This is a genomic window from Mesorhizobium sp. LCM 4576 (assembly GCF_001854815.1).
Taxonomy (GTDB): Bacteria; Pseudomonadota; Alphaproteobacteria; order Rhizobiales; family Rhizobiaceae; genus Mesorhizobium; species Mesorhizobium plurifarium.
In genome coordinates this window covers 69,640-92,264 of the sequence record NZ_MDDT01000018.1, presented here as the reverse complement: position 1 = coordinate 92,264, position 22,625 = coordinate 69,640, and the positions used below count along the sequence as shown (strand labels likewise).

The 22,625-nt window shown below is 63.5% G+C and carries 24 protein-coding genes; 6 read left to right on the top strand and 18 right to left on the bottom strand.

The genetic code is table 11. The features are described from left to right. The first annotated feature begins 233 nt into the window (after positions 1-233). From LCM4576_RS10245 to trmFO, 3 genes are all read left to right on the top strand, one after another. On the top strand, positions 234-374 hold the full coding sequence (locus LCM4576_RS10245) for a DUF1127 domain-containing protein (RefSeq protein WP_071031999.1): 141 nt from the start codon (positions 234-236) through the stop codon (positions 372-374). A 53-nt stretch (positions 375-427) separates the two neighbouring features. After that, positions 428-568, top strand: a complete 141-nt coding sequence (locus tag LCM4576_RS10240; protein ID WP_071031998.1) for a DUF1127 domain-containing protein — start codon at positions 428-430, stop codon at positions 566-568. Positions 569-994: 426 nt separating this feature from the next. Continuing rightward, the gene (gene trmFO / locus LCM4576_RS10235; RefSeq protein WP_071031997.1) at positions 995-2,404 is read left to right on the top strand and encodes a methylenetetrahydrofolate--tRNA-(uracil(54)-C(5))-methyltransferase (FADH(2)-oxidizing) TrmFO; all 1,410 of its coding nucleotides are present in this window, start codon (positions 995-997) and stop codon (positions 2,402-2,404) included. Here trmFO and LCM4576_RS10230 read toward each other — a convergent pair whose 3' ends face one another. The 7 genes from LCM4576_RS10230 to yajC all read right to left on the bottom strand — a co-directional run bounded on the left by LCM4576_RS10230 (position 2,405) and on the right by yajC (position 9,272). Beyond that, the gene (locus LCM4576_RS10230; RefSeq protein ID WP_198540233.1) at positions 2,405-3,352 is read right to left on the bottom strand and encodes a sterol desaturase family protein; all 948 of its coding nucleotides are present in this window, start codon (positions 3,350-3,352) and stop codon (positions 2,405-2,407) included. After that, positions 3,352-3,777: a hypothetical protein gene (locus LCM4576_RS10225; protein WP_071031995.1), complete on the bottom strand. Its 426-nt coding sequence runs from the start codon at positions 3,775-3,777 to the stop codon at positions 3,352-3,354. The genes LCM4576_RS10230 and LCM4576_RS10225 overlap by 1 nt, the downstream gene beginning before the upstream one ends. An 82-nt stretch (positions 3,778-3,859) precedes the next feature. After that, entirely contained in the window at positions 3,860-4,726 is an 867-nt protein-coding gene (locus tag LCM4576_RS10220; RefSeq protein ID WP_244508291.1) for a phytoene/squalene synthase family protein, read from the bottom strand. After that, positions 4,727-5,116, bottom strand: coding sequence for an Mth938-like domain-containing protein (locus LCM4576_RS10215; protein ID WP_041011758.1), 390 nt, complete (start codon positions 5,114-5,116; stop codon positions 4,727-4,729). Between the two features lie 115 nt (positions 5,117-5,231). Continuing rightward, a complete protein-coding gene (secDF, locus tag LCM4576_RS10210) occupies positions 5,232-7,781 on the bottom strand; it encodes a protein translocase subunit SecDF (RefSeq protein WP_071031994.1) in 2,550 nt (849 codons plus the stop codon). A gap of 89 nt (positions 7,782-7,870) precedes the next feature. Beyond that, complete coding sequence (locus LCM4576_RS10205) at positions 7,871-8,884, bottom strand: SecDF P1 head subdomain-containing protein (protein WP_071031993.1); 1,014 nt, start codon at positions 8,882-8,884, stop codon at positions 7,871-7,873. A 52-nt stretch (positions 8,885-8,936) separates the two neighbouring features. After that, positions 8,937-9,272, bottom strand: coding sequence for a preprotein translocase subunit YajC (yajC, locus tag LCM4576_RS10200; protein ID WP_071031992.1), 336 nt, complete (start codon positions 9,270-9,272; stop codon positions 8,937-8,939). Positions 9,273-9,539: 267 nt separating this feature from the next. Here yajC and LCM4576_RS10195 point away from each other — a divergent pair, with 267 nt between their 5' ends. Beyond that, entirely contained in the window at positions 9,540-10,412 is an 873-nt protein-coding gene (locus LCM4576_RS10195; RefSeq protein ID WP_071031991.1) for an ATP-binding protein, read from the top strand. 3 nt (positions 10,413-10,415) lie between these two features. On the opposite strand, the gene LCM4576_RS10190 is transcribed toward LCM4576_RS10195, so the two are convergent. Continuing rightward, positions 10,416-11,246 carry an AraC family transcriptional regulator gene (locus LCM4576_RS10190; RefSeq protein ID WP_198540232.1) on the bottom strand — a complete coding sequence of 277 codons (831 nt, stop codon included), beginning with the start codon at positions 11,244-11,246 and terminating at the stop codon, positions 10,416-10,418. Positions 11,247-11,342: 96 nt separating this feature from the next. Between LCM4576_RS10190 and LCM4576_RS10185 the strand changes: the two genes are divergently transcribed. Next, positions 11,343-12,233, top strand: a complete 891-nt coding sequence (locus LCM4576_RS10185; protein WP_071031989.1) for an NAD-dependent epimerase/dehydratase family protein — start codon at positions 11,343-11,345, stop codon at positions 12,231-12,233. Between the two features lie 105 nt (positions 12,234-12,338). On the opposite strand, the gene LCM4576_RS10180 is transcribed toward LCM4576_RS10185, so the two are convergent. Then, a complete protein-coding gene (locus tag LCM4576_RS10180) occupies positions 12,339-13,862 on the bottom strand; it encodes a peptidoglycan DD-metalloendopeptidase family protein (protein WP_071031988.1) in 1,524 nt (507 codons plus the stop codon). 381 nt (positions 13,863-14,243) lie between these two features. On the opposite strand from LCM4576_RS10180, the gene LCM4576_RS10175 reads away from it, so the two are divergent. After that, entirely contained in the window at positions 14,244-14,951 is a 708-nt protein-coding gene (locus LCM4576_RS10175) for an outer membrane protein (RefSeq protein WP_071031987.1), read from the top strand. Positions 14,952-14,957: 6 nt separating this feature from the next. Here LCM4576_RS10175 and LCM4576_RS10170 read toward each other — a convergent pair whose 3' ends face one another. The 9 genes from LCM4576_RS10170 to nagZ all read right to left on the bottom strand — a co-directional run bounded on the left by LCM4576_RS10170 (position 14,958) and on the right by nagZ (position 22,610). After that, positions 14,958-15,611, bottom strand: coding sequence for a protein-L-isoaspartate(D-aspartate) O-methyltransferase (locus tag LCM4576_RS10170; protein ID WP_071031986.1), 654 nt, complete (start codon positions 15,609-15,611; stop codon positions 14,958-14,960). Between the two features lie 30 nt (positions 15,612-15,641). After that, on the bottom strand, positions 15,642-16,400 hold the full coding sequence (surE, locus tag LCM4576_RS10165) for a 5'/3'-nucleotidase SurE (protein ID WP_071031985.1): 759 nt from the start codon (positions 16,398-16,400) through the stop codon (positions 15,642-15,644). A gap of 4 nt (positions 16,401-16,404) precedes the next feature. Continuing rightward, positions 16,405-17,709, bottom strand: a complete 1,305-nt coding sequence (gene serS, locus LCM4576_RS10160; RefSeq protein ID WP_071031984.1) for a serine--tRNA ligase — start codon at positions 17,707-17,709, stop codon at positions 16,405-16,407. A 208-nt stretch (positions 17,710-17,917) separates the two neighbouring features. Beyond that, positions 17,918-18,781 (bottom strand): twin-arginine translocase subunit TatC, encoded by an 864-nt coding sequence (tatC, locus tag LCM4576_RS10155; RefSeq protein WP_071031983.1) that lies wholly within the window; start codon positions 18,779-18,781, stop codon positions 17,918-17,920. Further along, complete coding sequence (gene tatB, locus LCM4576_RS10150; RefSeq protein WP_071031982.1) at positions 18,778-19,494, bottom strand: Sec-independent protein translocase protein TatB; 717 nt, start codon at positions 19,492-19,494, stop codon at positions 18,778-18,780. The genes tatC and tatB overlap by 4 nt, the downstream gene beginning before the upstream one ends. 83 nt (positions 19,495-19,577) lie before the next feature. Next, the gene (locus LCM4576_RS10145) at positions 19,578-19,796 is read right to left on the bottom strand and encodes a twin-arginine translocase TatA/TatE family subunit (protein ID WP_071031981.1); all 219 of its coding nucleotides are present in this window, start codon (positions 19,794-19,796) and stop codon (positions 19,578-19,580) included. A 179-nt stretch (positions 19,797-19,975) separates the two neighbouring features. After that, positions 19,976-20,731 carry an SMC-Scp complex subunit ScpB gene (scpB, locus tag LCM4576_RS10140; RefSeq protein ID WP_071031980.1) on the bottom strand — a complete coding sequence of 252 codons (756 nt, stop codon included), beginning with the start codon at positions 20,729-20,731 and terminating at the stop codon, positions 19,976-19,978. Beyond that, entirely contained in the window at positions 20,728-21,528 is an 801-nt protein-coding gene (locus tag LCM4576_RS10135) for a ScpA family protein (RefSeq protein WP_052457727.1), read from the bottom strand. The genes scpB and LCM4576_RS10135 overlap by 4 nt, the downstream gene beginning before the upstream one ends. A gap of 62 nt (positions 21,529-21,590) precedes the next feature. After that, positions 21,591-22,610: a beta-N-acetylhexosaminidase gene (gene nagZ / locus LCM4576_RS10130; protein WP_071031979.1), complete on the bottom strand. Its 1,020-nt coding sequence runs from the start codon at positions 22,608-22,610 to the stop codon at positions 21,591-21,593. Between the last annotated feature and the right edge of the window lie 15 nt (positions 22,611-22,625).

Below are 22,625 nucleotides of genomic sequence, written 5' to 3'. Positions count from 1 at the left end.
CTTTCCCCTGGAGCCAGGTCATGTCCTTAGCCGGAACAGCCAAACCGTTGACGCAGCGGCATTTTCCGATTCGGCCTTCTTTGTGACGCAGGCGTGAATGGCCGTTAATGTTGCATTGCACAATTTGCATTGCTGCCATGCGCCAACGGCACTTTTAAACCGATACGATCCCACCTATTTTCCGTTCGTACACAAACGGAATGATCCGAACCAAAGACGAAACGAGAACTACCATGAACCTGATCCGCAACTACCGCAACTGGCGCCGCTACCGGGAAACCGTTTCCGAGCTGAGCCGCCTGTCGAACCGTGAACTGACCGACCTCGGCATCAGCCGCAGCGACATCCACTACGTCGCCCGCAAGGCGGTCTAATCCGCTTCGGACCGCAAATGGTCCGAACCAGTTTTGAAGAGAGCAAGACGACAATGAACCTGATCCGCAGCTATCGTAACTGGCGCGTCTACCGCGACACCGTTGCTGAGCTGGGTCGGCTTTCGAACCGCCAGCTCCATGATCTCGGCATCGTTCGCGATGAGATCAAGATGGTTGCCCGCAAGGCGATCTAAGTAAGGAATTTCGCCAGGGTCGACCTCCTCCCCGACCCTGACGGATACGGCCAACCCTTACCTCCTCCCAAGGGTTGACCACCGAAACGGCGCCCGCCGGACCTCCTCCCCCGGCGGGCGTTGTTCAGAAGCGAACGAAGTTCGTCTTCCAAGCGAACGAAGTTCGTCTTCGAAGGTTTCGCCCTTCTAAAAAGGCGAAAAAGAATTTTCGCCCTTAAAGGCGAAAGAGATTTCGTCAAAGCCGACCTCCTCCCCGGCGATGGCGAATACGGTCGATCTTCACCTCCTCCCGAGGATCGACCCCCAAAACGACACCCGCCGGACCTCCTCCCCCGGCGGGTGTTGTTGTTTTTGGCGTAGGCACCGGCACGGTGCGTTCTCAGCCGGCAATTGCAATCGCGTCCTCAAGCGACTATTCCGGCGCCCATGAGCAAAAATCCCGTACACGTCATCGGCGGCGGCCTCGCTGGCTCCGAAGCCGCATGGCAGATCGCGCAAGCCGGCGTCCCGGTCGTGCTGCATGAAATGCGCCCTGTGCGCGGCACCGACGCGCACAAGACCGACGGCCTGGCGGAGCTGGTCTGCTCCAACTCCTTCCGCTCCGACGACGCCGAAAACAACGCCGTCGGCCTGCTGCATGCCGAAATGCGCCTTGCCGGCTCGCTGATCATGAGCGCCGGCGATGCCAACCAGGTACCGGCCGGCGGCGCGCTGGCGGTCGACCGTGACGGCTTTTCCGACGCGGTCACCGCAAAGATCGAAGCRCATCCGCTGATCACCATCCAGCGCGAGGAAGTGCCCGGACTGCCGCCGCAGGATTGGGACCAGGCGATCATCGCCACCGGCCCGCTGACGGCGCCTTCGCTGGCGCAGTCGATTGCCGAGGCGACCGGCGCCGATGCGCTGGCCTTCTTCGACGCGATCGCACCGATCGTGCATTTCGACACGATCGACATGAACACTTCATGGTTTCAATCGCGCTACGACAAGGTCGGCCCCGGCGGCACCGGCAAGGACTACATCAACTGCCCGATGGACAAGGAGCAGTATCTCGCCTTCGTGGCAGCGCTGCTGGAGGGCCAAAAGACCGAGTTTAAACAGTGGGAAGGCACGCCCTATTTCGACGGCTGCCTGCCGATCGAGGTAATGGCCGAGCGCGGCGTCGAGACGCTGCGCTACGGGCCGATGAAGCCGATGGGCCTGACCAACGTCCACAATCCGTCGGTCAAGGCCTATGCGGTGGTGCAGCTTCGCCAGGACAATGCGCTGGGCAYGCTCTACAACATGGTCGGCTTCCAGACCAAGCTGAAACATGCCGAGCAGGTGCGCATCTTCCGCACCATTCCGGGGCTCGAAAACGCGGACTTCGCACGGCTCGGCGGCCTGCACCGCAACACCTACATCAACTCGCCGACGCTGCTCGACCCCTCGCTGCAGCTCAAATCGCGCCCCGGCCTGCGCTTCGCCGGCCAGATCACCGGCTGCGAAGGCTATGTCGAAAGCGCGGCAATAGGCCTGCTCGCCGGCCGCTTCGCCGCCGCCGAACGGCTTGGACAGGCGCCCTCRCTGCCGCCTGCGACCACCGCCTTCGGCGCGCTGCTCAACCACATCACCGGCGGCCATATCGTCTCGGACGACGAGCCTGGAAAACGCTCCTTCCAGCCGATGAACGTCAATTTCGGCCTGTTCCCGCCGGTGGAGACGCCGAAGGCCGAAGGCAAGCGCCTGCGCGGCAAGGACAAGACCGTCGCCAAGAGGCACGCGATCACCTCGCGCGCGCTGGCCGATTGCCGAGCATGGCTGGGGCTGCCGGTGCGGGCCGAGGCTGCGGAGTAGCTAATCCGCCGCCGCCCTCGCCCCCGGCAATCCCGGCTTACCCGCCTCGCCCGGATTGCGTCTGATATAAGCCGCCTTCAGCGTCTCCGACGTATCCCTTGAGCCGTCATGGCTCCAGCCTGGCGGCTGGATGAGGTAATTCAGCCGCTGCCCAAGCGTCAGCCCCGGCGCCAGCGCATCCTTGAACATGCCGATCCATTCGTGGAACGCCACCTTCAGCGGGTTGAAGGTGCCGATGTTCTTGACGATGCCGTAGCGCGGCCGGTCTTCCTCCAACTCCTCGACGAAGGTGCCGAACATGCGATCCCAGATGATCAGCGTTCCGGCATAGTTGGCGTCGAGATAGCGCGGGTTGATGGCGTGGTGGACGCGGTGGTGCGAGGGCGTGTTGAAGATGAACTCGAACCAGCCCCACATCTTGCCGATCGTCTCGGTGTGGATCCAGAACTGCCAGACGAGGTTGAAGCCGAAGACGAAGGCGATCACCGCCGGATGGAAGCCGGCGAGCACCAGCGGCGCCTGCAGGATAAAGGTGAAGGTGAACAGGCCGGTCCAGCTCTGCCTCAGCGCCGTCGAAAGATTGTAGTGCTGGCTGGAATGATGGTTGACGTGTTCGGCCCACACCCAGCGCACCCGGTGCGCTATGCGGTGATAGACATAGTAGCGCAGATCATCGAGCAGGAAGGCGGCGACGAACACCCAGATCGACAGGCCGAGATTGAAGAAGCGGAACTGCCACAGCCACAGCAGCGCCCAATAGGACACGACGCCGAGCAGCAGGCCTGCGACGACATTGCCGGTCCCCATCATCAGGCTGGTCAGCGTGTCGCGCGTCTCGAACGATCCCTTGGCGCGGCCGGTGCGCACCAGCCAGAGCTCGATCAGGATCGCCGCGACGAAGAAGGGGATCGCAAGCTGGGTGACCTGAGGGAAATTATACTGATCCATCACGCCGCCTTCCGGATTCGATCGTGGCCCTGCAATGCCGCCACCACGGCCAGCGCGCCGGCTTCGTCGGCAAAGACGAAACTGYCGCCTTTCCAGGTGAAATCACTAAGCCGCAGCGAGACCGCATTGCCTTCCCTCGCCAGCGCCAGAATGTCGTGCGGTGTGACGATACGCGTCAGAAAACAGTCGCCTATGCTCTGGACGATGCCGCAACGCTGCGGGCCGAGATCGAGAAAGGCGGTATGGTTGTCGGCTGTCAGCCRCACGGTGCCCGGCCTTTCGTCGGGAAAATCCTCGGCAAAGCGTGCGAGAGCCTGATCTGCGCCAGCAAGTGTCGCGGTTGTCGTGCCGCCGGTGAAATGCACGGCCGCGACCGACAGCGCGATGCCGAACACGACAAGAACGACCAGGACTGGCAGGCTCATGGAAAGGCGGCTCCTCCGGCGGCCCGCATTTCTTTGACGCGAGTCCACGTGGATGGAATCCCTAGCATGATTGACGTTTACGTCAAAGGGGCGTCCAGCCCCGCATCGCGTGACGCAGGAGCAGCCAGTGCCGGCGCAGGATGGAGAGCGCTACCGTCCTGCTGAGCGCCGAACTGCCCGCCTTTTCCATCTTGTCGAGATAGGCGCGCGTCAGCGCCAGCGGCAGGAAGGCCGGGCGTAGCGAAACCGGAAGCGTCGGCGCGGCTTTCTCGAAAACGTTGAGATGTTCCCGCGCCAGCGCGATCATCGCCGCCACCGCCCGCTCCGCGGCAGCCCCGCCCTCTCCCTTGACGAACTCTTCCGGTGCCGTGCCGGCTGCCGCCAGTATATCGGCGGGCACAAAGCACTGGCCGCGCCGACGGTGCAACGGCAGCAGAAGCAGCAGCCCRGTGATGGCCTGGGCGCAGCCCGCTCGACCTGCCAGCTCGGCAAAGCCCGGCGCCGCGGCCGGATCGAGCACCATCGCCGCAAGCTGGATCAGCGCCGCGGCCGTTTCGCCGCAATAGCCCTCAAGGTCGGTCCGCGACGGCATCGGATCGTCATAGAGATCGAAGATCCGCGCCTCGAGCATGTTCTCGAAGGCGGCCTTCGGCAGATGGTTGGCAGCGATCGTCGCGCGCAGCGCATCGGCGGTCGGATGGCCCGTCTCGGCATCCCCGTCGGCCGAAACGACGTCCCGCCACCATTGCAGCCTGACTTCACCCGGCAGYGGCTCGTGGATGCGATCGCGCACGCTCGCGACTTCGGCGTTGAAGGCGTAGAGCGCGAGCAGCGCGTCACGCTTGTCGGCCGGCGCGTAGAGCGCCGACAGGTACCGGTCATGGTCGGCTGAGCGCACCGCCTCCATGACGACGTCGCCATTCTTGACGGTGGTGGACGTGTTGGCCATTCAATCGACGGCGATCAGCGCGGCCGCGACGGCGCGATCTTCGGCGAGCAGGACATTGTAGGTCCGCACCGCCGCTCCGGTAGACATCGGGTCGGCCGAGATGCCGGCTTCCTTGAGCGCGGCGCGCAGAGGCGCCGGCAGCGGCCGCAATTCCTTGCCCATGCCGACCAGCAGGATCTCCACCTTGCCGGCCTCGGCGAACAGCCTGTCGAAATCCGCGGCCTTCAGCGCCAGCGGATCGGCGGGCTCCCAGCCATGGATGCCCGACGGCAGGACGAGCAGCGATCCGCGATGCGACATGTCGGCAAAGCGGAAGCCGCCATTGCCATAGGCTTCGATCGGCGCCTTGCCGGGGAAATGCGCCTCGCGGATGATGATGCCTTTGGCCATGGGTCTAGAGCATGATGCCGAAAAGTCTGGAGCGGTTTTCCGACGACATCATGCCCTATCCCTTTGATTGGGATGATTTCAGGTCGACTCGACTTGAAATCATCCGGCATTGGCGTCAGGTCGTCACGGCCTTGCCGTTCACCGGCTTCTTCTCCTCTTCGGTCGCGGCCTGCGGCCGCAACCGGAACAGGATCAGCAGCGGCGCGGCGATGAAGATCGACGAGTAAGTGCCGAAGATCACGCCGAACAGCATTGCCATCGTGAAGGAGCGGATCACCTCGCCGCCGAACAGCACGAGCGCCAACAGCGCCAGGATGGTGGTGACCGACGTCAGCGTGGTTCTGGACAGCGTCTCGTTGATGGCGTTGTTCAACAGCTGCGGCAGCGGCATCTTCTTGYATCTTCGAAGATCCTCGCGGACGCGGTCATAGACGACGATCGTGTCGTTCAGCGAATAGCCGATGATGGTCAGGATCGCCGCCAGCGAAGACTGGTTGAACTCCAGCCCGGTCAGGACGAAGAAGCCGATGGTCATCACCACATCGTGCACCGTGGCGATGATGGCGCCGACCGCGAACTGCCATTCGAAGCGGAACCAGACATAGAGCAGGATGCCGACTAGCGCGATCAGCATGGCGATCGTGCCCTGCTTGGCGAGCTCGCCCGAAACCGTCGGTCCGACCACTTCGACGCGGCGGAAGTCGTATTGGTCCTGCAGTTCGCCGCGCACCTTGTCGATGACGGTCTGCTCGGCATTCTCGCCGGCGTCCTGGGTGCCGACGCGGATCAGCACGTCGTTCGGCGCGCCGAATTGCTGCACCTGGATCTCGCCGATGTTGAGCTCAGACAGCCTGTTGCGGATGTCGCCGAGATCGGCGTTGCCCTGCTTCGCCTGCACCTCGATCATCGAGCCGCCCTTGAAGTCGATGCCGTAATTGATGTCGATGGTCAGGAACCCGACGACCGACAGGATCGACAACAGGCTGGACAGGGCGAAGGTCCAGCGGCGGATGCCCATGAACGGGATCTTCGTGCCCGGCGGAATGAAGGTGACCGGCGCGCGCGGCAGTTCCTTCGGCCGGGCGCGGCGCAGCCAGATCGACACCAGCATGCGCGTGAAGGTGAAAGCGGTGAAGACCGTGGTCAGGATGCCGATCGCGTAGGTGATGGCGAACCCCTTGACCGGTCCGGTGCCCAGCCAGAACAGCACCACGGTGGCGATCAGCGAGGTGACGTTGGAGTCCACGATCGTCGCCAGCGCTTTGGAGAAGCCCGTATCGATCGCCTGAATCACCGAGCGGCCGTTTCGCCGCTCCTCGCGGATGCGCTCGTAGATCAGAACGTTGGAGTCCACCGCCATGCCGATGGTGAGCACGATACCGGCGATGCCTGGCAAGGTCAGCGTTGCACCCAGTAGCGACAGCACGGCCACGATCATCGCCACGTGGACCGCGAGCGCGATGTTGGCGAGGAAGCCGAGGAAGCCGTAGGCGACGAACATGAAGGCGACGACGAGGATCGAGCCGATGATGCCGGCGATTTTACCCGCATGGATCGAGTCCTGGCCAAGGCCAGGGCCGACCGTGCGCTCTTCGATGATGGTCAGCTTTGCCGGCAGGGCGCCCGCTCGCAACAGCACGGCAAGGTCGTTGGCRCTCTCGGCCGTGAAATTGCCGGAGATCTGACCGCTGCCGCCAAGGATAGGTTCGCGGATAACCGGCGCCGAAATCACCTGGTTGTCGAGAACGATGGCAAATGGCTTACCGACATTCTGCTGGGTCGCCTGGCCGAACCGGGTCGCTCCGCGGGAATTGAAGGTGAACGAAACGACCGGCTCGTTTGTCTGCGAATTATAGGTCGGCGTCGCCTGCGACAGGTCTTCGCCCGACACGATGACGCGGTTTTCGACCAGATAAGGAACGGGAGGATCGTCCTGCGAATAGAGGACCGAATCGCCGGGCGGCGGGCGGTTCTTGATCGCATCCTGGACCGGCACGGACGTATCGACCATCTGGAACGTCAGCTTGGCGGTCTGGCCGATGATGTCCTTGAGYCTTTGCGGATTTTGCAGTCCGGGCACCTGAACCAGAATGCGATCGTCACCCTGCCGCTGCACGATCGGTTCCGTCGTGCCGAGCGCGTTGACGCGCCGCTCCACCACCTCGATCGCCTGCGACAACGCCGTCGATGTGCGGTACTTGATGCCCRCATCCGTGACGGTGAATTTCAACAACCCGGGCTCGGAATCGTCCAGGGTCATCGACTGGACGGAACCGCCGGTAAAGAGGCCGGCGGTGACCGGATTGGTTATCGGCTTCAACGCCGTCTTTGCGGCTTCGACCTGGTTCGGATCGTTGATGCGTACCTGCACGGTCCGGCCCGTTCCACCAAGTCCGGTATATTGGATCTTGGCATCGCGCAGCAGCGTCCTGATCTCGTCGCGTGTCGTCTCCAGTTGATCCTTGATCAGATCGTTCTGGTCCATCTGGAGCAGGATGTGCGAACCGCCCTGAAGGTCGAGGCCGAGCGTCATCTGYCGCTTCGGCACCCAGTTCGGCAGTTGCGCCAGCATGCTTGCCGGGAAGAGGTTGGGCGCGGCGAGGATCACTGTGATGGCCACGGCGAGCCAGATCAGGATCATCTTCAGGCGCGAGAAATAGAGCATTCGTTCTTATCCGTTCAGGCGTACAAGCGGCAGCGTTCCGCCATCGGCTCGGTTGTCAGCTATGGTTATCGTTGCGACCACGGCCGGCCCTATCGTGCTTCCTCGACGATTGTCAATCTCGCCGGCAGCGCGCCGGTGCGGAACAACAAGGCTAATTCCTTGGCGCTTTGGGCTGTGAAATTGCCCGATATCTGCACGGTGCCGTGCTCGATGGGCTCCCGGATGATAGGCGCTGAAATCACCTGACCGTCCAAAATCACCGCAAATGGCTTGCCGATATTGCGCGTGGTCGCCCACTTGAAACGTTGTGTACCCTTGGAATCGAGCCGGAATGCGACGATAAACTGTCCTGTCGAGCTGTCGTGGGTCGCTTTCGCGTCCAGCACGCTGTCACCCGAGACAAGCACCCGGTCTTCGACCAGATAGGGAACTGGCGGTTCATCCGGCGTGTACAACACCGTTGAACCGGCAGGCGCCTGRCCATTGACCGCATCGTCCACAGGCATCGAAGTGTCAACCAATTGGAAGCTCAGTCGGCCCTGCCGAGCGAGGGTTYGCGCCAGGCTGTGCAAATCCGCGACGCCTGGCGCCTGAACCAGTATGCCGCCATCCGTCAACTGGACCCCCGGATCGGCCACGCCAAGTTCATTGAGGCGATTCTTGATAACCTCGATCGACTGTGTGAGCGCGGCAGAGGTTTGATACTTCGCGCCGGCATYGGTCATGGTGAGCTTCAACAGGCCAGGCTCGCTGTCGTCCAGCGCGAACTCCTGGACCGGGCCTTCCTTGCCGGCGATAGGATCGACTACTGCCTTGAGTGCCGCTTTGGCGGCCTCGACTTGCGCGGGATCGCCAATGTGCAGTTGAACCGTGGGGCCCGATACGACAAGGCCGTTGTAGCTGATCTTGGGTTCTGCATCGCGAAGCAGCGCCCTGATCTGGTCGCGCATTGCTTCCAGCCGCCGGCTTCTTACCTGGTCCGTATCCAGGCGAAACACAATATGCGCACCGGGCACCGCGGCCAGGACATTCGGCGCGCCGAAGACCATCGAGAGCAGGGCAATCCCGATCAAAATGACCCTCAGGCGCGAAAGATAGACCATATGCCGCCGTTCGTCAGAACCCTGCCCGCGGCCATCGCCGCTGGGATTTCGCCTACTTCTTGGCGTTCTGGTTCGCCACCGGTTCGCCCTTGACGCGCACGTCCGAGATCGTCGAGCGCAACGCGGTCACCTTGGTGCCGCCAAGGTCGATCTCCAGCTCATTGTCGTCGATCACCTTGGTCACCTTGCCGATGAAGCCGCCACCGGTCACCACCGTGTCGCCGCGGCGCACCGCCGAGAGCATCTCCTGGCGCTTCTTCAGCTGCGCGCGCTGCGGCCGGATGATCAGAAAATACATGATTACGAAAATCAGGACAAACGGCAAAATCGAGATGAACATGTCTGGCGAGGCGCCGACGCCCTGGGCGTATGCCGGTGTAACRAACATCAAGAAACTCCTGGGTGGTGAAATACCGCCGCGGTCGCCCCGCGAAAATTTGGCCGGAATATAGTCGCTAAACTTRCCAATGCAACTGCGCCGCCAGCCCAATCCGTYGCTTTTCCAGCTGTTTGCGACGTGCTAGAGCGTCGCAGCGGAAGCCGCTTCGAGGCTGCCGAAAAGATCATGTTCCAACAAAAGTTTGGACCTGGTTCTTGCAGCGATGTCATGGAAGCTGCTCCCGCACGCTGAAAGACCTCAACAAAAAGACCCCAAATGACCGACAGCCTGGACGCCTTGAACAAGAAACTCGACCGCCTGATAGAGGCGGTTTCCCGCCTCGCCCCACCGCCTGTGCCGCAAACCGACCTGTCGGTAGCCGACTGCTTCGTCTGGCAGGCGGAGCCCGGCTATCTGGAACCGGTTCGCAAGGTCAACCGCGTCGACATCGGCCTGATCCGCGGCGTCGACCGCGTGCGCGACATCCTGCTCGACAACACCGAGCGCTTCGCGTCCGGCTATGCGGCCAACAACGTGCTTTTGTGGGGCGCGCGCGGCATGGGCAAGTCCTCCCTGGTCAAGGCCGTGCATGCCACCGTCAACGCCTCCGACAGGCTCGACCAGCCGCTGAAGCTGATCGAGATCCACCGCGAGGACATCGACACGCTGCCCAAGCTGATGGGTCTCCTGAAGGCCGCGCCTTATAGGTTCATCCTGTTTTGCGACGACCTCTCCTTCGACCATGACGACACCTCCTACAAGTCGTTGAAGGCGGCGCTGGAAGGCGGCGTCGAGGGTCGGCCCATCAACGTCATCTTCTACGCCACGTCCAACCGGCGRCATCTCTTGCCGCGCGACATGATCGACAATGAGCGCTCGACCGCGATCAACCCGTCGGAAGCGGTCGAGGAAAAAGTCTCGCTATCCGACCGTTTCGGCCTGTGGCTCGGCTTCCACAAATGCTCGCAGGACGAATATCTCGATATGATCGGCGGCTATGTCCGCTATCACGGCCTGACGATCGATCCCGAGCAATTGCGCGCCGAAGCCCTGGAATGGGCAACGACGCGCGGCAGCCGTTCCGGCCGCGTCGCCTGGCAATTCACGCAGGACCTCGCCGGCCGGCTCGGCAAGCCGCTGAAGGATTGAATGTCACTTAGGAAGCTGCGCCCRCCGCAGATCACGTGGCGTCTGGCCAATCTCGCGGCGCATCCAATGCGCCAGATGCGACTGGTGCGCGAAGCCGGTCAGCGCCGCAACCTCGCTCGTRCTGAGATCGTCTCGTCGCAGCAGGACGCATGCCCTTTCCACGCGGCGCCGCAACACGTAGCGATGCAAGGTGACGCCCATCGCCGCCTTGAACCATGTGCGCAGATGCGAGCTGCTCGCGCCGGCGACCCGGCTCAGGCGATCGATCGTGAGCGGGTCATGGAGAGCGGTCTCAATGTGTTCCAGGACACGCTTTAGCTGCGCGTCCGAAAGCCGGCTCACGCGAATTTGGTCCGGGCCATCGAGGCCGAGCAGCCTCACGGCAAGCGCGGCGCCGATGCTGTCGGCAAACAAAGGGCCGCTCGGTGCGCCTGCGGCGAGATCGCTCTGCAATGCGCGGGCGAGATACTCGATGCGCTGATCGCGAAGCAGATGGCGGGTATCGAACCGCGATGTMTGCGCCTTGTCACCGAGTTCCGCGGCGACCCTTTCCATCAAGGCCGGCGGCAAGACGATCTCCATCGTCTCGAACGGCGTTTCGGCCTCGAAGCCGCCCTCCTCGCCGGCCGGCACCAGGTCAATATCGCCGGCGCGCCTGACGAAATATCGCCCGGCCTGATTGCAGTAGGAGCGCGTCGCAGCGCTCGCATGCACCATGACGCGATGATGTAGTGCCCGGGGCAGCCGATGCACACCTGCTTCCACATGCCGGGAAACCATCGTGACATCGCAAGGGGCCCGAGCGAATTGTGGARGCATGCTCTCTCGATTCATGGCGAAACCTGCTCAAGATTTGGCAATTCCCGCGCGATTTTCAACGCCGTGAAGCTGTACTCCCGCCTCTCCTTCAAACATGGAAGAGAGGTTGTCATGAGTTCGTATGTTGTTGTCGGCGCGGGCCCGGTCGGACGCGAGACGGCCCGCCTTCTTGGCGAGGAAGGCCATGACGTCATCCTGACCAGCCGAAGCGTCGGTTCGAGCGCGTTGCGCAATGTACGGTCCATACAGGCCGACGCCACCGATGCCTCGGCGCTGTCGCGTGTCTGCCGAGGCGCCGACGCCGTGTTCATGTGCGCGATGGCCACATATCATCGCTGGCCAGCCGACTTTTTCCCCATAATCGACGGCACCGTGCAAGCAGCGGAAGCAGTCGGCGCCAAGCTCATCGTGCTCGGAAATCTCTATGGTTACGGCAGGAATGGCGAAAGCCCGCTGCGCTCCGACATGCCGCTGGACCCGAATTCGAAGAAGGGAACCGCCAGGACGATCATGTGGCAGCGGGCGGCCCGTGCCAGCGTGCCGGCGATCGAGATACGCTCCAGCGACTATCTCGGGCACGGCGCGATAAGCTACTTTTCCCTGGTCGCCCTGCCCTCCATCATCGAGGACAAGCCGATCGCCTTCATTGGCGACCTCGACGCCACTCATGCCTGGACCTTCACCAAGGACGTCGCCAGGACGCTCGTCGCGGCCTCCTGCTACACGGGCGAATGGGGACGGGCATTTCATGTCCCCTCGCAACACGCCTCGCCCAACGAACTCATCCGCAAAACCGCGGCGATGCTCGGCCGCGAGGTTGCCGAGACACGCTCCTATTCCATCCCCGAGATGGAAGCGCTGGGCATGCAGGAGCTTATCGAGATGAGATACCTTTTCGAGACTCCCTTGCTGGTTGATTCCTCCGACGCGGAGACGCTTCTGGGCGTGAAGGCCAGCAGCCTCGAGGAGATGATCGCCGACACGCTCCGCGATCATCTCTGAGCCGGCGGCAGGCATCTTCCGCAACTGAAAAAGCCCGCTCCTTGCGGAGCGGGCTGAAGACGGCGGGCCGGACTGGAGGTCAGGCGGCCCGCAATTGTTCTTGTTCTATTCGAGATAGCCCGACGGATCCACCGGGGCCGAGTTCTTGCGCACTTCGAAGTGCAGCTTGGGCGAGTCGGTGGTGCCGCTCATGCCGGAAAGCGCGATCTCCTGGCCTCGCTTGACCTTCTGGCCGCGCTGCACCTCGATCGAGCTTGCATGGCCATAGACCGTGACCAGGCCGTTTTCGTGCCGCACCAGCACGGTGTTGCCGAACTCCTTGAGGCCGTCGCCGGCATAGATGACGACGCCGTTCTCCGCCGCCTTGATCGGCGTTCCTTCCGGCACCGCGATGTCGACGCCGTCCTTGCCGGAGCCGAAGCCGGAGATCACGCGGCCGCGGACCGGCCAGCGCATCTTGCCGATGCCGGTCGCGTCCGGGGCCACCGCATCGTCGTCCTCGGCTTGCTGGATGACCTTGGCGTCCTTCTTCGGCGGCGTGTAGGAGGCGAGCGTCTGCGACGGCGTGGTCTTCGCCGGCGGCTGYGTCGTCGCGGTCGTCACAGGATCGACGGCAGGCTTGGCAGCGGCTGGCTTGGCGGCCGCCACGACGGTGCCGCCGGCCGGGACCTTGAGCGTCTGGCCGATCTTGAGCAAGCCGTCCTGCATGCCGTTGGCCTGCTTCAGCGCCACCACGCTGACGCCGGTCTTCCTGGCGATCGAGGACAGCGAGTCGCCCGACTGCACCGTGTAGGAGCCGCCGGCGCCGGCCGGCTTGGCCTCGGCCACTTGCTGAGCGGGCTTCGGGTTCTTGGAACCTGCGGCCGCGGCCGACGTATCGACCTGAGCGGCGGATTTACCGTCCTTGACCTTGGGCTGCTGCGGCAGCACGGCGACCTTCTCCGGAGCGGGCTGCTTCGGCGTGTTCGTCGGCTTGCCTTCGGCGACCTTCGGCTCCGCCTTGCTCGAATAGGCATAGGCGGGGATGACGATCTTCTGGCCGCTACGGATGCCCTTCTTCGGGTCGATCCCGTTGACCTTGGCGATGGCGTCGGCCGGCACATGGTAGTGCGCCGCCAGGCCCGAAAGCGTCTCACCGTCCCGCACCACGATTTCGGTCGCGTGCGGCGCAGAGCTCGCATTGCGAACCRCATCGGGCTCGGCGGTCTTGAATGGCTTGGCCTGGGCGACCGTGCCGGTGGCCGTCCTGTCGAGATGCGGCGCGGGAGCAAGCGCCGGAGCCGGAGCGAGGGCAGGAGCGGAAGCCGTACGCATCGGCTTTGCCGGCGCCGGCGCCGACGGAGGCGGCAGCTGCTGCGCCGTGACCGGCTCGAGGCTCGATCGGCTCACCGACTGGGTGTGCGTGCCGTCGACCGGAGCAGGCGCGACCGTGTCGCCCGGATAGGGCTGGTCGACATTCTGCTTGTTGATGATGGCGCGCTGATTGTTGGTGGATGATGTGAAGACATCATCGACACCGTTGAAGCGCATCGACTGGGAACTGCACCCGGCCGCCGCGCCGGCAATCATCAGGACAGCGCAACCGCGCGCCAGATTGCGTCTGTTTGCCTTCAAGTGATTGAATTGCATCGCACTAACCCGCACAGACCCGGTACAAACTGGTCATGATTAAAGCGCGTTAATGTTACTGGGGGGTTAACCCATTAGAATCCGACGAAAATTTTCTTAAAACATTGGCGGAAATTTTGGCGGCGCCAAAATCCGGACGACGGCGACGCGGACATGCCGGTTTTCTGGCCGGTCTGAAGCTGGTTCTCGGGATCGCCGACCTGGTGTCATTGCCGGGTCGAGAACAACTTCAATCCCCAAGCATCGAAGCGGTCGGCCCAGGCAATGCAGTCTCCTGTCCAAGTATAGCTCGGATGCAAATATTCCGGACTGTTGCCGCAAGGTCACGGGATTTCCGGACCGAGTTCCGGTAGCGTCGGGGCACCTTGGGAGGGTCCTTCAATGAAACGTTTTCTCGTCGCCGCGGCGTTCGCCGCTGCTTTGGGCGCCGTCGCGCCTGCGTCCGCCGCCGATCTCACCGAAACGCCTGTCGCCGCGAGCTACGACTGGAGCGGCGTCTACATCGGCGCCAATGGCGGCTGGGGATCGAGCCACTCATGCTGGGACRCCCAGTTCGYCGGCCTGTCTTTCAGCGAAGGCTGTCACAACGCCACYRGCGGGACAGTCGGCGCACAGCTCGGCTATCGCTGGYAGCGCAATGACTGGGTGTTCGGGCTGGAAGCGCAAGGCAACTGGACCGATCTGAAGGGCTCCAATGTCAGCGAATTCATTCCGCCTTTTATAGACCGTTCCCGTGTCGACTGGTTTGGATTGCTGACGGCCCAGCTCGGATACAGCGTCGATAACACACTCTTTTACGTCAAGGGCGGCGCGGCCGTGACGCACGACCGTTTTGAGGTCCTCTTTCCTCCGGATATCCCTGCTGGCAAGACCGGCGATCAGGCCCGGTGGGGYGGCGCGCTGGGCGCGGGCCTTGAATACGGCTTCGCCCCAAATTGGTCACTCGCGATCGAATACGATCACCTGTTCATGCCCGACAAGACCACTGCTTTCGCGACCGTCGGGCTGCCCTTCCCGTTCGGCACGGATCGCATCAGCCAGGACGTCGACCTAGTCGGCCTGCGGCTGAACTTCCACTGGAATGGTTGACAGCGGCTAGATCACCATTGCGACGCTGCGCAGGATCGGCTGCAGCCTGACCATGCCGATGTCCTCGCGCTCGAAGCGGCTGCCGACCTTGGTGAGCTTGGCCAGCACCTGCTCGCCCTCCTCCGGGCCGATCGGCGCGATGACGACGCCGCCGCTCGACAGTTGGTCGAGCAGGAAGCGCGGCAGGCTGTCGAAGGCCGCCCAGGCGACGATGCGGTCGAACGGCCCTTCATTAGGCAGGCCATTCGAGCCGTCGGCCTGGCGGACGATGACGTTGCTGATGGCCAGCGCCTCGAAGCGCTRCTTTGCCTGCTCGGTCAGGGTCTTGTAGCGGTCGACGGTGATGACGCGCGCGGCAAGCCTCGACATGACCGCCGCCGTGTAGCCCGAACCGGTGCCGATCTCGAGCACGCGGTTGCCCGGTTCGACATGAAGGGCCGCGATCACGGCGGCCTGCAGATCGGCGCCCTCGATCGCCTCGCCRCATTCGATCGGCAGCATGCCGTCCGACCAGGCGAGCGCGTGGAACTGGGCTGACAGGAAACCACGCCGCGGCGTCGCCTCGAAGGCGGCGACCAGCGGCTTCGGCGCCGTGCCCCTGCCCCGCAGCCTGAGCAGGAAAGCGGCGAAACCTTCGCGGTCGTCGATGCCGGTATTCATGCAAAAACCGTGTTCATGCCAAAACCTTATCTATGACAGCGCCTTGGTCAGTTGGTCGCGCAGTTCATGGGCGGTGAGGTCGAGCTGCAGCGGCGTCACCGACACCAGGCGGTTGCGCATCGCGTAAAGGTCGGTGCCCTTCTTGCCTTCGACCGGCTCGCGGCCGAAGCGCAGCCAGTAGTAAGGCAGGCCGCGACCGTCCCGCCGCTCGTCGACCCAGAGGCTGTGAACCAGCTTGCCCTGCGAGGTGACGACGGTGCCCTCGACCTCGTCGGGCGCGCAGTTCGGAAAATTGACGTTGAGCAGCACGCCTTCCGGCAGCGGCGTTYCCACAAGTCTCTTGAGCAGCGCCGGCGCCAGCGCCTCGGTCGTCTCGTAAGGAACCACGCGGTCCTCGCCGACATAGGAATAGGCCTGGCTGACCGCGATCGAGCGCACGCCGAGCAACGCGCCTTCCATGGCGCCCGCCACGGTGCCGGAGTAGGTGACGTCGTCGGCGATGTTGGCGCCGGAATTGACGCCGGACAGGATGAGGTCCGGCGGTCCGGGCAGGATCTTCTTCGTGCCCATGATGACGCAGTCGGTCGGCGTGCCGCGCACGGCATAATGCTTCTCGCCGATCTTGCRCAGCCTGAGCGGCTCCGAGATCGACAGCGAATGCGCATAGCCGGACTGGTCCTGCTCCGGCGCCACCACCCAGACATCGTCCGACAGCGTGYGCGCGATGCGTTCGAGCGACGCCAGCCCTTCGGCGTGGATGYCGTCGTCATTGGTCAGGAGAATGCGCATCGAGTCACTTCGCTTCGATCTTGGCGAGACCACCCATGTAAGGCCGCAGCACTTCAGGAATGGTTACGCTGCCGTCCTCATTCTGGTAGTTCTCGATGACGGCAATAAGAGCGCGCCCGACCGCCGTGCCCGAGCCGTTCAACGTATGAACGAAACGGTTGYCCTTGCCGTCCTTGTCCTTGTAGCGGGCATCCATGCGCCTGGCCTGGAAATCGCCGCAGACCGAGCAGGACGAGATTTCGCGATAGGCGTTCTGTCCCGGCAGCCAGACCTCGATGTCGTAGGTCTTGCGCGCGCCRAACCCCATGTCGCCGGTGCAGAGCGTCACCGTGCGGAACGGCAGGCCGAGCCGCTTCAGCACCTCCTCGGCGCATTGCGTCATGCGCTCATGCTCGGCGATCGAGCTTTCCTGGTCGGTGATCGAGACCAGCTCGACCTTGTAGAACTGGTGCTGGCGCAGCATGCCGCGCGTGTCGCGCCCGGCCGAGCCCGCTTCCGAGCGGAAGCACGGCGTCAGCGCCGTGTAGCGCAGCGGCAGCTTTTCGTGCGCGGTGATCTCCTCGCGCACGAGGTTGGTGAGCGGAACCTCGGCCGTCGGGATGAGGCCGAGACGGCCATCGCCATGCGGCGTGAAGAACAGGTCTTCCTCGAACTTCGGCAGCTGGTTGGTGCCGAACAGCACCTCGTCGCGCACCATCAGCGGCGGAATGATCTCTTCATAGCCGTGCTCGGTGGTGTGCAGGTCGAGCATGAACTGGCCAAGCGCGCGTTCCATGCGCGCCAGCTGGCTCTTCAGCACGGTGAAACGCGCGCCGGACAGTTTCGCCGCGCGCTCGAAATCCATCATGCCGAGCGCTTCGCCGATCTCGAAATGCTCCTTCACCCAGTTCGGCCGCGTCGGCACGTCGCCGACGATGCGCTTGACGACATTGTCGTGCTCGTCCTTGCCGACAGGCACGTCCTCCAGCGGCACGTTGGGCAGCACCGCCAGCGCGTCGTTCAGCGCCTTGTCGAGCTCGCGCTCGCGCGCCTCGCCGTTCTGGATGAACGCCTTGATGTCGCTGACTTCGCCCTTGAGCTTTTCGGCAAGTGCGGCATCGCCTGAACGCATGGCATTGCCGATCTCCTTCGAGGCGGCATTGCGGCGCTCCTGCTTGACCTGCAATTCGCTCAGATGCGAACGCCGCGCCTCGTCTTTGGCGATCAGATCGTCGACCGCGGACTGCGCCTCGCCCGCCGACCACGAGCGCTTCACCAGCGCCTCGACAAGGGCCTTCGGGTTTTCGCGAATCCATTTGATGTCAAGCATGGTCGATCCTCAAAAGTCATGCATGTCGCCCAGAAGTGTGCCGCGGTTCTGGGACAACGACATGCATCAAAGCTAAGACTTAAAGCGCGTCGCTTGAATCCGTTTCAGCGCGACGCGCTTCAAGGACCGAGGGGGTAAACCGCATCCGCCATCGATGCAAGACGGCGGATAAGCGCGCCRCCGCGATTTCCCGACCGGAAAGCCCCGTTTAGGTGGACGAGGCGTCCGGCGTGTTGCTAGCGACGGAGTYCCCCGCTTCCGCCTGCTCGCGCRCCAGGCGGTCGCGCGCCTGGGCGCGCTCGATCATGCGCGATGACCAGATGGCGACTTCGTAGAGGATGATGGTCGGGATGGCGAGGCCGCACTGGCTCATCGGATCCGGCGGCGTCAGCACCGCGGCGACCACGAAGGAAAGCACGATCGCCCATTTGCGCTTCTCGGCCAGCGCCTGCGACGACAACAGGCCGACGCGCGTCAAAAGACTGGTCACCACCGGCAGCTGGAACACCAGGCCGAAGGAAAAGATCAGCGTCATGATCAGGCTGAGATATTCCGACACCTTCGGCAGCAGCGAAATCTGCACCTGGTCGTTGGTGCCGACCTGCTGCATGGCCAGGAAGAACCACATCACCATCGGGGTGAAGAAGAAATAGACCAGCGAGGCGCCCATCAGGAACAGGATGGGCGAAGCGATCAGGAACGGCAGGAAGGCGCTGCGCTCGTTCTTGTAGAGACCCGGCGCGATGAACTTGTAGATCTGCGTGGCGATCAGCGGGAAGGCGATCACCATGCCGCCGAACATGGCAAGCTTCACCTGGGTGAAGAAGAACTCCTGCGGCGCGGTATAGATCAGCTCGACCTTGTGTGGATCGAGCCCCGCCCATTGCGTCGCCCATTTGAACGGGATGACCAGCAGGTTGAACAGGCGCTTGGCGAAGAAGAAGCAGACGAGAAATGCGACGAAGAAGCCGCCCAGCGACCAGATAAGGCGGCGGCGCAGCTCTATGAGATGCTCGATCAGYGGCGCCGACGATTTCTCGATTTCTTCCCGCTCCTCGTCCGATACGCTCACTTGGCGGCTCCCGCCGTCTTCTTGGTGTCGGTTGTCTTCTTGGTCGCAGGCTTCTTGGCCGCGGCAGGCTTCGCCTCAGCCTTGGCGGCAGGCGCGGCGGCCTTGACCTGAGCCGGCGCGGCTTTGGCCGGCGCTTTTGCAGCCGGTGCCTTTGACGCGGTTGCCGTTTTCGCCGCGGCGCCGACCGTCCTGGCCTTGGCGGTCGCGGCCTTTTTCGCGGGCTTGGCCGCTGCGGGTGCTTCGGAAGCCGGCGCGGTAACAGAAGCGTCGGTCATGGCCGGAAAGGTCGGAGCGGCCGAGGCGGCCTCGGTTCCGTTGAGGCCGGGCATGTCCGTCGCGCCGTTCTTGAGCGGTTCGGCGGCCTGCGGCGTCGCTGCTGCCGGCGCCGCCGGATCGGCGGCCGGCTTCGGCTTCATCATCATATCGACGCCGGCGCGCACATCGGCCGCTGCCTGCTCGAACGGATTGAGCTGCTTGCGCACCTCGTTCATCGGATTGAGGCCGCGAAGACTGTCGATCGAGCTCTTCACGTCGTCGAGCTCGGCTTCCTTCAGCGCTTCGTTGAACTGCTTCTGGAAGTCGCCGGCCATGGCGCGCAATTTCGCCGCGGTGCGACCGAAAGTGCGAAGCATGTTGGGCAAATCCTTGGGCCCGACGACCACGATCATGACGACCGCGATCACCAGCAGTTCGCTCCAACCGACTTCGAACATGGCAATCTAATCCGACGCGTGCATGCCGCCCGCACATGCGAAGCGGTTTTGGGACAACGGCATGCTCAAAGCAACAACCGGGATCAGCTCTTGCTGACCTTTTCCTTGGCCGGCGAAACAGTCTCGTCGGCGCGGTGCTCGACGGTGCGCTTGTCGTCAACGTCGTCGTCAGCCATTCCCTTCTTGAAGCTCTTGATGCCCTTGGCCATGTCGCCCATCAGCTCGGGGATCTTGCCACGGYCGAACACCAGAAGCACGATGACCAGCACGATCATCCAGTGCCAAATCGAAAACGAACCCATTGCTACTCTCTCTCGAATGTTTTCCCTGGCGATGATCTATGCGTTTTCGCTCGGGGATTCAAACACAACCGCAATGAAGTTGATAAAATGGCTAGCGGATGTCACGCACTTTCAGCGTGAGCGCCTTGCTACGAATCCGCGCAGGCCTTGCTAATAAACCATTCGCGCCGGTTTCGTGGTCACTCTTCCGTGACGCGCGGCGTCAGCAGCCCGAGCTCCTCGAGGTCGATATCGGTCAGCGCATCCTCGTCCTCGGCGAGCGCGTCCGGATCGGCCGGCGGCACCRGCATCGAGAAGTTGGCCGGCATGCGCGTCGAAAGCAGGCCGGCGCCCTTCAACTCCTCCATGCCGGGCAGATCGCGGATTTCCTCCAGCGCGAAATGATCGAGAAAAGCGTCGGTCGTGCCGTAGGTCACCGGCCGTCCGGGCGTGCGGCGGCGGCCGCGCATCCTGACCCATTCCGTTTCGAGCAGCGTGTCGAGCGTGCCTTTCGACGTTTCGACGCCCCGGATGTCTTCGATCTCGGCCCGCGTGACCGGCTGATGGTAGGCGATGATCGCCAGCACTTCGAGCGCCGCGCGCGACAGCTTTCTCTGCTGGACGGAGTCCCGGCTCATCAGGAAAGCCAGATCGCCCGCGGTGCGGAAGGCCCAGGCGTCGCCGACCCGCACTAGGTTGACGCCGCGCTTGGCATAGATTTCCTGCAGGTCCGCCATCGCGGCGGCGATGTTGACGCCCTCGGGCAGGCGCGCGGCGAGCTGCCTTTCGCTGACCGGCTCGGCGCTGGCGAAAATGATCGCCTCGGCCATGCGCACGRCTTCGGACAATTGCAGCCGCTCGGCGGGGTTTTCAATGGAACCCTGTTCGGCCATATCGTCGTCCGGTTCGTCCTCGACCTTGAACGGGATGACCGAAGCGTTGGCGCGTTCGCTCATGATACCACCTCGACTGCCCTGACCCCTTGCGCGCGGCCGCGCAGATAGATCGGCGCGAACACCTGTTCCTGCCGCACTTCCAATTTGCCCTCGCGCACCATTTCGAGCGTCGCCGCGAAGGAACTGGCGATCGCCGTGCGTTTCTCTTCCGGCGCCGCCAGATATTCGATCAGGAAGCTGTCGAGCGCCGTCCAGTCGCCGACCGAGCCGACCAGCCGTGCCAGCACCTCGCGCGCATCCTTCAGGGACCACACGGCGCGCCGGGCGATCGTCACATTGTTGATCGCCTGCCGCTGGCGCTGCTGCGCATAGGCAGTGAGCAGATCGTAGAGCGAAGCCGAAAAGCTATTGCGCTTCTCGATGATGACCATTTCCGGCATGCCGCGCGCAAAGACATCGCGGCCGAGACGGTTGCGGTTGACCAGCCGCGCCGCGGCGTCGCGCATGGCCTCCAGCCGCTTCAGCCGGAATTGCAGCACCGCCGCCAGTTCCTCGCCGCTTTCGCCCTCCTCGCCCGGCTGTTTCGGGATCAAGAGCTTCGACTTCAGGAAGGCGAGCCATGCCGCCATCACCAGATAATCGGCGGCAAGCTCGAGCCTCAGCGCCCGCACCTTCTCGATGAAGGCCAGATACTGCTCCGCAAGCGCCAGGATCGAAATGCGCGCCAGATCGACCTTCTGGTTACGGGCAAGATGCAGGAGAAGATCGAGCGGACCTTCGAAACCGGCCACGTCGACCACCAGCGACGGGTCGCCTGTCAGGCGTGAATCGTCGTTCTCGGCCCACAGACGGTCCATCGGTGCGGCCTTCGCGGCCTTGCCTTCCAATGTCTCCGCCACTTGCCTTTCGTCCCTTCGGTTCAGGCCACCGCTTCGAAATAGGTGGCAAATTCCGCGCGTATCGCCGTTTCGTCGGCGACGTCGCGATCCTTTATATAGGTCAGCGCCCGCTCCGCGCGCTGCATGGACTTGCCCGACAGCGCCGCCGTGCGCGAGGCGATCCCCGACATCTCCTCGAAAACGCCGTTGCAGTGAAGGACGAGATCGCAGCCGGCCGCAAGGATCGAGGCCGCCTTTGTCGGGAAATCCCCAGAAAGTGCCTTCATCGAGGTGTCGTCGYTCATCAACAGCCCGTCGAAGCCGATCTCGCCGCGGATCACCTGATTGACGACCTTGGCGGACGTCGTCGCCGGATTGTCGGGGTCGACGGCGCTGTAGACGACATGCGCGGTCATCGCCATCRGCAGCTCGTTCAACGCCTTGAACGGGGCGAAATCATGCCGACTGAGCTCGTCGAGCGGCGTATCGACGGTCGGCAGCGCGAAATGCGTGTCGGCAAAGGCGCGGCCATGGCCGGGAATATGCTTCATCACCGGCAGCACGCCGCCCGACATCAATCCCTCGGCCGAAGCGCAGCCGAGCTCGATCACCGCGTCGGGCTCCTTGCCATAGGCGCGCGCGCCGATGACGTCGCTGGCGCCTTCGACCGGAACGTCGAGCACCGGCAGGCAGTCGGCCGTTATGCCCAGGCGGGAGAGATCGAAGGCATGCAGCCGCGCCATCAGCCAGGCCGCGCGGCGGCCGGCTTGCTTGTCCTCGCGCCACAACGCGCCGAGCGCGCCGCCCGCGGGATAGTTCGGCGCCAGCGGCGGACGCAGGCGCTGCACCCGGCCGCCTTCCTGGTCGATGAAGACCGGGGCGCCTGGACGGCCGACGCAGTCACGCATCGAGGCGACAAGGTCGCGGATCTGCCCGGCCTCGCCGATGTTGCGCGCAAACAGGATGAAGCCCCAAGGGCGTTCGTCCCGATAGAAGCGGATTTCGTCTTCGGTGAGGGCTTTCCCGGCGCAGCCGAGGATCATGGATTTTGATTCGCTCATGGACGGAAGCTTAAG